Here is a 12,185-nt window from a genome sequence, read left to right on the forward strand (position 1 = left end):
CCCCCGCCCGGCCCCCAGCGCCCGGTGCCGGAGCAGGCACCCACCGGGCTGCAGCGGCCACAACAGCCGCTGCTGCGGGAAGCGTCCAGCCCGGCGCCGCCCGCCGCGCAGCCGCTGCTGCAGGAAGTCCCCCGCCCCGCACCGCCGCAACAGCCCCGGCCGGAGCCGGTGACGGCGCCGGAAGCACCGCGCCCGGCACCGGAGCAGCCGCAGCCGCCGCTACGGGAAGCCTCCGGCCCGGCGGAGCCGGCTCCTGCCGCGTCGCACCAGCCGCGGCCGGCCCGGCCGGTGCCGGAGCCCGGGACTGTGGGTGGGCCGCAGGCGCAAGTGCCGTTGCTGCAGGAGGTGCGGCCCCCCGGGCCGGAGCCGGTGCGGTCGGCGGCGGAGGCCGGGTACGCGACCGGGCCGCGGATGCAGGCGCCGTTGCTGCAAGAAGTGCCCCGCTCGGCGGCGCCGCAGATGCCGCTGCTGCAGGACGCACCCCGCCCGGCGGAACAGCCGGGCCCCGCCGGGTCGCACGAGCAGCCGCAGCCGCTGCTGCAGGAAGTACGGCCCGCCGGGCCGCAGCCGGTCCGGTCGGTGCCGGAGGCCGGGTTCGCGAGTGGGCCGCAGGCTCAAGTGCCGTTGCTGCACGAAGTGCCCCGCCCGGCGGGACAGGCGGCCTCCGTCGTGCCGCCCGGGCCGCAGGGGTTGCTGCAGGAAGTACGGCCTGCCGGGCCGGAGCCGGTCCGGTCGGTGCCGGAGCCCGGGGCCGTGGGTGGGCCGCAGGCTCAAGTGCCGTTGCTGCACGAGGTGCCCCGCCCGGCGCAGCAGCCGGGCTCCGCCGCGTCGCACCAGCAGCCGCTGCTGCAGGAGGTGCGGCCCCCCGGGCCGGAGCCGGTGCGGTCGGTGGCGGAGGCCGGGTACGCGACCGGGCCGCGGATGCAGGCGCCGTTGCTGCACCAAGCCCCGCCCCCCGAGGCGCAGGCGGACGAGCCCGCCCCCGCAGCGCGGCCGCAGGAGTCGTTGCTGCATCAGGTGCCTTGCCCGCCGCAGGCGTCCCCGCCCCTGATGGAGCGGCCCCACGAAGGGCCCCCCTCCTGCCCGCCGCAGGCGTCCCCGCAGGCGTCCCCGCCGGCGGATCGAGGCGAGTCGCCCGCGTCCGTATGGACCGCCGTGCCTCCCACCGGGCTTCCGGGGGCCGGGATGCCGGGTGCCTGGTCCGTCGTGGCTTCCGGGGGTGCGCCGTCCAGGCCCGTGCCCTTGCAGCAGGCGCCGCTGGGACGGGAGCCCCGGCCCTGAGCGGCCGCCGAAGCGGCGGCCGACTCGCGGTCCGGCCGGGTGGCCCGGGCGATCAAGGTCCCGTTAGAATCCGGGCGGGGGTTGCGCAGCTGTGCCGGACGGTGACGGTCACCGTCGTGAGCCGGACGGCCGTGCGCGGAGGGCGTGTCGGCGTCCGCCGACACCGCGCGCCACTGCCGTGGCAGCCCCCTACGCGCAAAGCACGCATCCCCATCCGACGGAGTGACTTTCCCCATGCCCGACGCCCGAACCGACACGACCGAGGCGCGCCCCCTTGAGGCGTCCCAGGCCGCAGCCGCCGGCTCCGGCAGGCACCGTGGTCCGGCTTCCCCCGACGACAACAGCTCCCCTGCCCACGGCAAGCACCGCCGTACGCCGGAAGGCCACTGACCGGCGTCGCCGACGTTTCCGGTCAGCCCTCGGGCGCCGGGTGGTCCCGCTCAGCGGAGACTCCCGGCGCCCGAGGCGTTTTCCCGGCTGCTCCCTGCTGTTCCCGGCCGTTCTCAACCGGGCCCGAGCTGCCACACCTCCGGCGCGGCGAACGTCTCCCCGGGCGGGCGCCCGGCGAAGTGCGGGGTGAGCAGCCCGTCCAGCTCCTCGGCCGTGAAGAAGCCTCCGGCCGTGCCGAACTGCGCCGCGACCTTCGGCCGTTCCATGACGGCGACCATGCCGCCGTGCACGAGGAGGACCTGCCCGGTCACTCCGGCCGCGGCGGGCGCGGCGAGGTAGCCGACGAGGGGCGCGACGTGCTCGGGGGCCAGCGGGTCGGGCCCGCCGTCCGCGGGGGTGCCGACCCCGGCGAAGATCTGCTCGGTCATCCGGGTGCGGGCCCGCGGGCAGATGGCGTTCACCGTGACCCCGTACTTGCGCAGGGCCTCCGCCGTGGACGTGGTGAGGCCGACGACGCCGCCCTTGGCCGCCGCGTAGTTGGGCTGGCCGGGTGAGCCGATGAGGAACGCCTCGGAGGAGGTGTTGACGACCCGTCCGTACACCGGCCGCCCGGAGGCCTTCGCCCGTTCCCGCCAGTGCGCGGCGGCGAAGCGCACGGTGTTGAAGTGGCCCTTGAGGTGGACGCGGACGACCGCGTCCCACTCGTCCTCGGCCATGGAGAAGACCATCCGGTCGCGCAGGATGCCCGCGTTGTTGACGAGGACGTCGAGCGAGCCGCCGCCGGTCTCGACGGCGAGCCGGACGAGGTCGCGGGCCGTCCCGAAGTCGGCCACGTCGCCGACGTGGGCGGTGGCGCGGCCGCCGGCGGCCCGGATCTCGGCGGCGACGGCTTCGGCGGGCGCGGCCGACGCCTCGCCGGATCCGTCCGCGCCGGGCTGCCCGTAGTCGTTGACGACGACGTGCGCGCCGAGCCGGGCGAGTTCGAGGGCTTCCGCCCGGCCGAGGCCGCGCCCCGCGCCGGTGACGATCGCGGTCCTGCCGTGCAGGGACACCATGCCGGTCACCCCCTCAGATCTCGATGCACGTGCGCAGCGCCTCGCCCGTCCGCATCTGTTCCAGGGCGTCGTTGACGCCGGACAGCGGGACCCGGTGGGTGATCAGGCCGGCGAGGTCGATGCGGCCGGCCCGCCACAGGGCTATGGCGCGTTCGTAGGAGCGCAGGACGTCCCCGCCGCCGTACAGGGACGGCAGGATCTTCTTCTCGTCGAAGAACAGCTCGAACATGTTGATCTGGAAGAGGTCGTCCACGGCCCCGGCCCCGACGATGCAGAGCGTGCCGCCGCGCCGCGTCGTCTCGTAGGCGGCCCGGGCGGTGGCGGAGGTGCCGACGACCTCGAAGGCGTAGTCGAAGCCCTCGCCGCCGGTGACGCGCGCCCGGGCGTCGGCGAGCCCGTCGGGTGCCACGGCCTCGGTCGCGCCGAAGCGCAGCGCGGCCTCGCGCCGGGAGGCGACCGGGTCGACGGCGACGATCTGTGCCGCGCCCGCGGCCCGCGCGCCCTGGATCGCGCAGATCCCGACGCCGCCGCAGCCGATGACGGCGACCGAGGAACCGGCGGTGACGTCGGCGGTGTTGAGGGCGGCGCCGAGGCCGGTGGTGACGCCGCAGCCGATGAGGGCGGCGATGTCGTAGGGCAGGTCGTCGGGGATGGGCACGGCGCAGCCGGCGCCGACGACGGCCTCCTCGGCGAAGGTGCCGGTGCCGGCGAAGCCGAAGAGGTCGGAGCCGGCCAGGCGGAAGTTGGGGGTGCCGGCCTCCATGAGGCTCGCCAGGCACAGCTGGCTCTGCCCGCGCTTGCAGGCGGGACAGCCGCCGCAGGGCGGCAGCCAGCAGACCAGGACGCGGTCGCCGGGCCGCAGTCCGGTCACGCCCTCGCCGACCTCGACGACTTCGCCCGCGCCCTCGTGCCCGGGGACGAAGGGCACGAGCTGGGGCAGCACCCCGCTCATCGCGGACAGGTCGGAGTGGCACAGCCCGGTGGCCCGCATGCGCAGCCGGACCTTGCCGGGGCCGAAGCCCACCGCTTCGACGTCGTCGCGGACTTCGAGCCGGGGCCGTCCGGTCTCGTGCTGTACGGCTGCGCGCATGACGGACTCCTCTGACGTGGGAACGACGTAGGAAGGGGCCACTGCGGGTGACGTGGAACGAGGTCTGCTTGGGTGGGTGCGTCCGGGTGCCTGCGGGTGCCTGCGGGTGCCTGCGGGTGCGTCCGGGCGCTCACCCGTGCGTGACGACGGTGTCCGCGAGGACGGGTGCGTCGTCGCGCTCCACGGCGCTGACGGCGATCTGCATCCGGCCGGGCGCCGGGGTCTCCCGCCACATCCGCACGCGCAGCGTCTCGCCGGGGTAGACGACACCGGCGAAGCGGGTGCGGTAGGCGCGGACACGGGTGACGTCCCCGGCGAGGGCGGTGTCGACGACGGCCTTGAGGGTGATGCCGTACGAGCACAGGCCGTGCAGGATCGGCCGGTCGTAGCCCGCGAGCTCGGCGAACCCGGGGTCGGCGTGCAGGGGGTTCCAGTCGCCGGAGAGGCGGTAGAGGAGGGCCTGGTCCTCGCGGACGGGCCGCTCCACGGTGGCGTCGGGGGCGCGGACGGGCGCCTCCAGGCGGGTGGAGGCGCCGCGTTCGCCGCCGAAGCCGCCCTCGCCCTTGACGAAGATCTCGCTCTCGCCCGTCCACAGCGGCCCGTCGGCGTCCGCGGCCTCCGAGCGCAGCACGATGACGGCGGCCTTGCCCTTGTCGTGGACGGCGGCGACGCGGGAGGTGAGGGTGGCGGCGCCGCGCACCGGGAGCGGGCGGTGCACGTCGAGGGACTGGCCGCCGTGCAGCACCGCGGCGAGGTCGATGTCGATGCCGGGGGCGGAGAGGCCGCCGGCCTGCGCGGCGCCGCCGCCGGCGACGGTGGCGAAGCTCGGGAGGACGTGGAGCCGGCTCTCCAGGGTGTACCGGAGCTCGTCCGGGTCCGTGGCGGGGGTGCCCGCGCCGATGCCGAGGTGGTAGAGCAGGACGTCCTTGTGATCCCAGGTCAGGGAGGTGCTGCGCGGGGCGGCGGCGACGGCCCTGCGTACGTCGATGGGCATCGGGAACCTTCCTAGAACGCGTTCTAGCCGATCCGATGGAACCCCCTGTATAGCCGGGTCCGGGACAAATGTCACGGGTGGCCGCCCACACTTGCATCTGCCCAGCTCAGCGGCCGGTTCCTTAGGGTCGGGGCCATGACCGACAGCACGGCCGGGACCGAACGGCACAAACCACCGGGGAAATTCGCCTTCCTTCCCTGGCTCTTCATGCTCACCGGGGACGTCCAGGACCTGTTCCGGGGCGAGGTGCCGCTGCCCTGGCTCGGCGGGCTGGGCGTGCTGGTCTTCGCCGCGCTGTACGCCGTCACGGTCTTCACCGGCCTCGACGCGCGGTACAGGACGACCCGCGTCCCGCGCCTCTCTCTCGCCGGACTGGCCGTCGCCACGTACGCGCTGACCATCGGGTACGGCGGCGACTGGCTGCTGTGCTTCCCGGTGCTGTCGCTGGCCTCCGGCATCGTGCTGCGGCGCGGGCTGACCGAGAGCGGGCGCCGCCTGGGCGTCATCGTCCTCGCCCTGGCCGGCTCCGCCGGCGTGATCGCGAGCATGCGCGGCGGCCCGTCGGAGTCGCTGACCGTCGCCTACGGGACCCTGCTCTCCGGCTTCGTCACCGCCGCGATCCTCAGTCTCTTCGAGACGGTGGCCCAACTGCGCGCCACCCGCGAGGAACTGGCCCGCAGCGCCGTCGAGCGGGAACGGCTGCGGTTCTCGCGCGACCTGCACGACCTCCTCGGGCACACCATGTCCGTCATCGTCGTCAAGGCCGAGGCCGTGCGCCGGCTCGCCCCGCGCGACCTGGACGCCGCCGTCGGGCAGGCGGCCGACATAGAGGCGGTGGGCCGGCAGGCCCTCACCGAGATCCGCGAGGCCGTCACCGGCTACCGCCAGGGCAGCCTCACCACCGAACTCGACCGCGCCCGCTCCCTCCTGGAGGCCTCCGGCATCACCGCCGACCTGCGCCAGTCCGGCCCCCCGCTGCCGCCGCAGACCGCGGCCCTGCTGGGCTGGGTCGTCCGCGAGGGCGTCACCAACGTCGTCCGGCACAGCGGCGCGGGCCGCTGCACGGTCGAAGTGCGCGGCGAGACCGACCAGGTACGCCTGGAGATCACCGACAACGGGGGCGGCGTAGGCTCGGGACAGGGCGCGCCGGGGACGGGCCTGAAGGGCCTGACGGAGCGCATGGCCGCCGCGGGCGGGCACCTGACCGCCGGCCCGGACGGGCGCAAGGGCTTCCGGCTCGTGGCCGAACTGCCCGTGGACCCGGAGTCCGAGGAGGACCACCGCTCATGATCAAGCTGCTCCTCGCGGAGGACCAGGGAATGATGCGGGGCGCGCTCGCGCTGCTGCTCGGGCTGGAGGAGGATATGGAGATCGTCGCCCAGGTCGGCGACGGCGACGAGATCGTCCCCAAGGCCCTGGAGACCAAGCCCGACGTCGCGCTCCTCGACATCGAACTGCCCGGCCGCAGCGGCCTGGACGCCGCAGCCGACCTGCGCGCCCGCATGCCCGGCTGCCAGGTGCTGATCCTCACCACCTTCGGCCGGCCCGGCTACCTGCGCCGCGCGATGGAGGCCGGAGCGTCCGGCTTCCTCGTCAAGGACGGTCCGGTGGAGGACCTGGCCGCGGCGATCCGCCGCGTCCTGGCCGGAGAGCGCGTCATCGACCCGGCCCTGGCCGCCGCCGCCCTCGGCGCCGGCCCCAACCCCCTGACCCAGCGCGAGCGCGACGTCCTCGCGGCCGCGGTCGACGGGGCGACGGTGGCGGACATCGCGGCCAAGGTGCACCTGTCCCCGGCGACGGTCCGCAACTACCTCTCCGCAGCCATCGGCAAGACCCGGACCCGCAACCGCATGGAGGCCGTCCGCGCGGCCCGGCAGAACGGGTGGCTGTGACCGGCTGAGCACGAAAGCCCCCGCGGCGCCGCGCAACGGCGGGCCGCGGGGGCTCGTACAGGACAGGCGGCGGACGAGTCGGCCTGTACGCCGGGTTCTGTCACCTGAGGGGCGCCCACCTGCGGGGATAGCCAGTAGAGAGCATCTGACCTGCGGAAACGTCGTTTCCTGGCGTTTCACAGGTAGTGGTCCTTTGCGGGCCCGCACTCCCCATCCGCTCCCCAGTTCTCCCCAGATTCTCCCCGGGGAGAACGTGCCTCGGCCCCCGCTCGCATGCCGCGAGCGGGGGCCGACGCGTATGCCGTCACGCCTGGGCGGACAAGCGAAAGCCCCGCCCGGCACGACGGCCGGACGGGGCGGTTTCCGACCTTGGTCAGGTGAGTGTGGGCCGGTAGGGCTCGGGCATGGGTGCGACCTTCGGTGCGCAGTCGGGGCAGGCGACGCGACCGTAGCCGGGGCCGCTGGCGCTCGGCACGTAGCCGACGGTCACCGGGGCCGTCGTTTCTCTGCCGCAGTTGCAGCAGTGGGCGGGGCGGTCCGGCGGCACCTCGGGGAACAGTTCCGCGTACGTGACGGCGCTCATGCAGTCACCGCCGCGGGGTACGCCGGGGCTCCGGGGTACGTGTACTCGTACTCGTAGCCCATAGCAGCGGCCACGAGGGCTACGCACCGTTGACGCTGCCGCTCGCGCTTCTCCAGTTCCTCCTGCCAGCACTGCATGTAGAGCGGGACGAGCGGGCGGGTACCGGGCGGGATGGGCATGGTCCTGGCGAGGACGTGGACCGGGATGGGGGTCCGGGGAGCGCAGATGACAGGGCGGCTCGGCGGGAGGGGCGGGGCGCTCTTCGCGGGGGCAGGGCAGCGGGTGGTCCTGGTGGCGATGCGGCCGGCGGCCCGGTGCTTCCCGGCGGTGGGCAGCAGGAAGCGAAGCACCCATCGGAGGGCGCGGGCGATAGGATCGCGCATTGAGTTGGTCAGCTCCTACATAGCTGGTCGGCTAAGCCCCGTCGGACCGGTCGCAACGGTCCTTCGGGGCGCTTTTCGTTTTCAGGGGGACGCTATTCCTACTTGTCTAACCTGTCCACCGTTACGTACTGTCTACTTGTCTAAGTGTTCGATCAATGGCCGGTTTGTCTACGCTCTGCCTATGCCTGAGCGTCCAAGTGATCCCCACAGCCCGCGCGCCCCTTACATGCGGGTGCTCGATGCGCTCGCCGCAGAGATCGAAGCGGGTAAGTACGCGCCGGGCGCGAAGCTCCCGTCCGAACCTGAACTGGTCGAACGCTTCGGGGTGGCGCGGATGACTGCCCGCCGTGCGCTGCGTGAGCTTCGGGAACGCGGGCTGGTCGAGACCGAGTGGGGGAAGGGCACGTTCGTTAAGCGCGCCAGCGACGGCGAGGCGTGATCCGTCAGCCGACGGCCGGCACGCCAAAGACCTCGTCCGCGCACCTTGCCGGGGCGCGGACGGTATCAGCGGAGATGTAACGGGCGCGGCCTAGCGACCGGGACCGCTGGTGTCAGGGGCGGCCGGTGGACGTGCTGGCCGCATCGCCGCTGAACAGGGTGCCCAGGTTGGGCAGGCGTTCGGCGCGGCGTGCCATGAGGTAGACACGATTGCGGGTGCGCTGCACCTCATGCAGCAGGGCGAACCCTTGGGTCTCGTAGTAGCGGACTAGTCCCGGGAACATGCAGCCGCGCCGGACCCACTCCTTACCCTCGCGGGCGGCGTGGTCCACTGCCCAGAGGGCGATCAGGGTTCCGGGCTTCTGATCACGGTAGGCCGGATCGGTCACCGTGGTGAAGAGGTAGTGGGCGGGCTCGGCGAGTTCTTCTGGTGTCCATCCCCAGGGCGGAGTCTGCTCCTGCACGGTGGTGCAGCCGACGATCCGCGAGGCGTCCTCTTCCAGCACCCACATGCCACCGTGGGAGTTCTCGGCCTGGGCGGCCAGGTTGTCGGCGCTCTCGCGCCAGGACGGCATGCCGCGGCCTTCCAGCCACGTGGAGCGGGACCGGATCATGGCCGCGACTCCGGGAATGTCTGCGGCCGTGGCCGGGCGCATGGCGAACATCTGTGACCTCCGCATCTTCGAGGGGCTGTGGCAGCCTCCCACGGTCAGGGGTTGCGTGTGGGGGTTCCGGTCCGGGAGGGCAGCGGAACCCCCGTGGGGATTACAGGTAGGCGCGGGTGGCGAGGTGGAGGTCGATGACCTGAAGGAGTTGCGCGTCACCGTCCTCGCGGTACGTCCCTTCACTGAGTCGGCGCACGGCCTTGCGGAGGCCGTCGGGCTTGACGAGGCCGTGGTCGAAGAGCGGTGATCCTTCGTGCAGCATGCGGGCGAAGAGGGGGCGGCCGTGTGTCGTCAGGGCGTGCTGGACGACTTCGGCGAAGGACTCGCGCTCTGCGGGATGGGTGACGTCTTCGCTGAGCCCCAGTGCGGCGAGTCGGCGCCGTTGGAGCTGTTTGAGTTCGCGCCAGTCCATCGGTAGCCATTCGCCGAGTTGGACCATGTCGGGGTCGGCGAACGGGTGGACGGGCCAGATTCCTTCGCGCAGGAGAACCGGGGCGGTGGTCTCCAGAGAGAGCAGGCTCATGGAGTTGACGACGGCCGGCGGGGCGATGCCGTCGTCCGAGAACTCCAGGGCCGCCGCCGCGCGCTCGCCGATCCACGGGAGAAGGTGGACGTCCTTCAGGTCGCCCATGGCCTTGTGGGGGTACTCCTCCTGCGACAGGGCCACCATTTCGTCCCCGCAGAGTCCGGTGACCACGGTGTGAGCGCCGGCCGCGGCGATGGCCTTTGTCATGCGGGTGAACGGGTGGTGAAGCGGCTCCTCGTAGGGGCTGATGAGGGCACCGCGAACCCGATCACAGTCGGGGTGGAGGGGGGTGTCCCTCATGGCGTCGATCAGGTCGTCCCGGGCGGCGAACGGAACGGCGGCGCGCATCTCCTTGCGTCGGCGGATCTGCTGTGCGCGACCGGGGCCGCCGATCAGGAGTGCTGACGTGTTGAGTTGGCCGGGGAAGCGTTCGGCGGCGCGGGTCGCCAGGGTGCCGGAGTCGAATCCCCCCGTGAGGTGGAAAACGGTCTTGGCGGGGTCCAGTGGGCGCAGGTCCATGGCGTCGTCCATGGTCGCGACGAAGGTGGCCAGGACGTCGGCGTCCGGGGCGAGTTCACGGGGGCCGCTGTGCAGGGCGGGCGCGGGGTAGCGCAGGACGAGGTGGCCGCCGTAGTGGGCGGTGGCCCGTTCGGTGAGCCGGTGGATTCCGCGGAACGGGGTGTCGCTGCTGTAGCGGGGCCGGTAGATCAGCAGTCGCGCCACCTCGCGGGAGTTCAGTCCGGTGATGTGGGCGCGCAGGTCGGCCATGTCCCAGGACCCGTGAAGGCTGGTGTCGTCGTGGGCCAGGTAGAGCGGTGTCGTCCGGCACGCGCCAGCGGTGACCCGTACCGGTTCCTGCGGCGTGGTCTCCACCAGCACGTAGTCCGCCGGCCACTGCTCGGCCAGGCACCGTAACGTGTCGTACTCGCTGGGGCTGACGGCGCGGGGCGCGGGGGTGCAGGGGGGACGGTCCGCCACCCTCTCGCGGACGACGAGCATGGTGCGGTGGCCGTCGCTGACGGCGAGCTGTTCCACCATGGGGTGGGCGTAGGGGGTGACCTCGCTGGAACGGTCGGCGGTGGTGTACCGGTGGCCGTTCCAGGACCAGCCGGTGTCGGCGGCGTAGGGGGTAAGACGCAGCTTGATCACGATGCCTCCAGACGGTCCGGGGCACGACCGCGCGGGCCGTGCCCCGGGGTGATCAGGGTGTGGTGGTCACACCTTGGTGGTGTCGTAGGTCATGGCGCCGTCGGACGAGCCGGATTCCTTCTTGTACTCGTGGGTCTCGGCCGGCGACTGGACCCGCCGCTGCACTTTGGTCGTGAAGAGTTTTTCGGCGTGTCGCACCCGTTTCGGCGGGGGCAGGAATTCGTCCACTGTGCTCCTCCTACGCGATGCGGTGCGGGGAACGTCCCCGTGCCGTCGTGCGGTGGTGCGGGTGGTGCACCCGTCCGACCGACTCCCCGGAATCGGCCGGACGGGCGTCTTGGGGCCCGCCCCTTCACCAGGCGGACGCATCGGGGGTCGTCCAGCATCCGGTGGAGGGGCAGACGGCTCTAGCTGTGACCGGCCGTGCCGTGGACGGCGAGCTAGTTCACGGCACGACATGCGGACATGAGCACCATGCCGACCATGAGCACCGGCCCGATGTTCCCCCAGGCGGTCTGTGGGCGTGGTGCCGGCGTCGGCTCACTGTTCCCTGCTTCGGAGGACGTAGGACAGGCCCTGGCAGTGCGTTCGGAACTCCCGGTGCCCGCTGATGCCGGCGTGCTGCATGCAGGCGTCAAGTACGGAGTCGGGGTCCGGCTTGCCCTTGATCTTCCAAGGACATCCGAGGCAGTCGGCGCCGTATGCCACGGTGTCCGGGTGCGTGGTGATTGTGTGGTTCACGTGTCGGATGCGGGCGCGGCTCACCAGAGGTGCCCCCGGTGCTCTCGGTTGATCACCGCGACGCGGGCCCTGAGTCGGTCATGTGTGCTGGCGGGGCGGTACGTCGTGGTGTGCCACGGCTCCCCGCCGTCGAGCGGGGCGATGCTCACGGTCTCGCCGTCCCAGCCGACGGCCTTGCCTACGCGGTCGAGTGTCGTGTCGGTGACCAAGTCGCCGATGTTCGGCGACCACCTCGTGGTGCCGTGGCAGGTGACCACGAACGTCGGGCACTTCTCGCCGTGGGTGGGGAGTTCCTCAGTTTCACCCATGGTGCACCTGCCTCTCGTGGTAGCCGCGAACGAAGGTCGCCTTCTGCGTCTTGGCCACGTCGCCCTGAAGAGCGGCTTCGTACTGAACGGCTCGAATCGCTCCGCAGGTGGCGCAGCTGGCGCCCGTGATTCTGATCAGGCGCGGTCTACCTGTGGGCACTGTGCACCGCCTTCCAATGCCGGTGGAAAGCGATGCGGGACAGCTCCTCAAGGGCCCAGTCCCGCGTCAGCCACGCCCGGTGCCGGTCGGCGTTCAGACGGGTGCACTCCGAGCACTCGTCCACCGTCTTACCGACGGTGATGCCGGACGGCCCGGACGAGTGCGGCAGAGAGATCACTGCCGCTTCCGCTTCAGTTGTCACAAAGCCCCCTTGGTGCCAGGGCGTGGGGCCACCATGGAACCCGCTGACCGGTCCGTTTCATCAGCCGACTCCTCCAAATCACGGGGCAGCACCATGACTCCGCGGGTACCACGCGCAGCGATCAGCCGAGACAAGAACGCCCGGGTGGAGCTCGGCCCTCTGGCCGCGGCGCCAGTCCCTTGAGATCGGCCCATGTCGGTTACTCCTCGGTCCCGTTATTGCGTGAGATGAGAGAACCGCTGTTGCCTGTGGGTCCGCCAGCGTTCATGCGCACCCTGCATACGGGTATGCAGCAGGCGGGTACGCGAGCTCGCATACCCGTTCTCCC

Annotated in this window: 14 protein-coding genes and 1 pseudogene; 5 read left to right on the forward strand and 10 right to left on the reverse strand. The window is 72.5% G+C overall.

What is annotated here, in order from left to right; all coding sequences use genetic code 11:
- Together V7793_RS04430 and V7793_RS04435 are read left to right on the forward strand one after the other, a co-directional pair.
- Positions 1–1,281 (forward strand): annotated as a pseudogene (locus V7793_RS04430) (hypothetical protein); the annotation flags it as partial.
- Between the two features lie 234 nt (positions 1,282–1,515).
- Positions 1,516–1,671 (forward strand): hypothetical protein, encoded by a 156-nt coding sequence (locus V7793_RS04435; RefSeq protein WP_168094376.1) that lies wholly within the window; start codon positions 1,516–1,518, stop codon positions 1,669–1,671.
- 113 nt (positions 1,672–1,784) lie between these two features.
- Here V7793_RS04435 and V7793_RS04440 read toward each other — a convergent pair whose 3' ends face one another.
- The 3 genes from V7793_RS04440 to V7793_RS04450 form a co-directional block, all read right to left on the reverse strand.
- Positions 1,785–2,726 carry a 3-oxoacyl-ACP reductase gene (locus V7793_RS04440; protein ID WP_443057838.1) on the reverse strand — a complete coding sequence of 314 codons (942 nt, stop codon included), beginning with the start codon at positions 2,724–2,726 and terminating at the stop codon, positions 1,785–1,787.
- 13 nt (positions 2,727–2,739) lie between these two features.
- Positions 2,740–3,816: an alcohol dehydrogenase catalytic domain-containing protein gene (locus V7793_RS04445; RefSeq protein ID WP_335581571.1), complete on the reverse strand. Its 1,077-nt coding sequence runs from the start codon at positions 3,814–3,816 to the stop codon at positions 2,740–2,742.
- Positions 3,817–3,946: 130 nt separating this feature from the next.
- Complete coding sequence (locus V7793_RS04450; RefSeq protein WP_335581572.1) at positions 3,947–4,810, reverse strand: MaoC/PaaZ C-terminal domain-containing protein; 864 nt, start codon at positions 4,808–4,810, stop codon at positions 3,947–3,949.
- A gap of 135 nt (positions 4,811–4,945) precedes the next feature.
- Here V7793_RS04450 and V7793_RS04455 point away from each other — a divergent pair, with 135 nt between their 5' ends.
- Positions 4,946–6,100 carry a sensor histidine kinase gene (locus V7793_RS04455; RefSeq protein WP_335581573.1) on the forward strand — a complete coding sequence of 385 codons (1,155 nt, stop codon included), beginning with the start codon at positions 4,946–4,948 and terminating at the stop codon, positions 6,098–6,100.
- Entirely contained in the window at positions 6,097–6,702 is a 606-nt protein-coding gene (locus tag V7793_RS04460) for a response regulator transcription factor (RefSeq protein WP_335581574.1), read from the forward strand. Before V7793_RS04455 ends, V7793_RS04460 begins: the two co-directional genes overlap by 4 nt.
- Before the next feature lie 373 nt (positions 6,703–7,075).
- Here the strand turns inward: V7793_RS04460 and V7793_RS04465 are convergent, their stop codons facing one another.
- A complete protein-coding gene (locus V7793_RS04465; protein ID WP_335581575.1) occupies positions 7,076–7,285 on the reverse strand; it encodes a hypothetical protein in 210 nt (69 codons plus the stop codon).
- Positions 7,282–7,668, reverse strand: coding sequence for a hypothetical protein (locus V7793_RS04470; protein WP_335581576.1), 387 nt, complete (start codon positions 7,666–7,668; stop codon positions 7,282–7,284). Before V7793_RS04470 ends, V7793_RS04465 begins: the two co-directional genes overlap by 4 nt.
- A 181-nt stretch (positions 7,669–7,849) precedes the next feature.
- Between V7793_RS04470 and V7793_RS04475 the strand changes: the two genes are divergently transcribed.
- Entirely contained in the window at positions 7,850–8,107 is a 258-nt protein-coding gene (locus V7793_RS04475; protein ID WP_335581577.1) for a GntR family transcriptional regulator, read from the forward strand.
- Between the two features lie 112 nt (positions 8,108–8,219).
- Here V7793_RS04475 and V7793_RS04480 read toward each other — a convergent pair whose 3' ends face one another.
- From V7793_RS04480 to V7793_RS04500, 5 genes are all read right to left on the reverse strand, one after another.
- Positions 8,220–8,771, reverse strand: a complete 552-nt coding sequence (locus V7793_RS04480; RefSeq protein ID WP_335581578.1) for a GNAT family N-acetyltransferase — start codon at positions 8,769–8,771, stop codon at positions 8,220–8,222.
- 100 nt (positions 8,772–8,871) lie between these two features.
- On the reverse strand, positions 8,872–10,446 hold the full coding sequence (locus V7793_RS04485; RefSeq protein ID WP_335581579.1) for an asparagine synthase: 1,575 nt from the start codon (positions 10,444–10,446) through the stop codon (positions 8,872–8,874).
- 66 nt (positions 10,447–10,512) lie between these two features.
- Complete coding sequence (locus tag V7793_RS04490) at positions 10,513–10,674, reverse strand: hypothetical protein (protein WP_311613370.1); 162 nt, start codon at positions 10,672–10,674, stop codon at positions 10,513–10,515.
- Positions 10,675–10,986: 312 nt separating this feature from the next.
- Positions 10,987–11,211 (reverse strand): DUF7848 domain-containing protein, encoded by a 225-nt coding sequence (locus tag V7793_RS04495; RefSeq protein WP_443057839.1) that lies wholly within the window; start codon positions 11,209–11,211, stop codon positions 10,987–10,989.
- Positions 11,208–11,495: a hypothetical protein gene (locus V7793_RS04500; RefSeq protein ID WP_335581581.1), complete on the reverse strand. Its 288-nt coding sequence runs from the start codon at positions 11,493–11,495 to the stop codon at positions 11,208–11,210. The genes V7793_RS04495 and V7793_RS04500 overlap by 4 nt, the downstream gene beginning before the upstream one ends.
- Positions 11,496–12,185 lie beyond the last annotated feature (690 nt).

Source organism: Streptomyces sp. KLMMK, assembly GCF_036961605.1.
GTDB lineage: Bacteria > Actinomycetota > Actinomycetes > Streptomycetales > Streptomycetaceae > Streptomyces > Streptomyces telluris.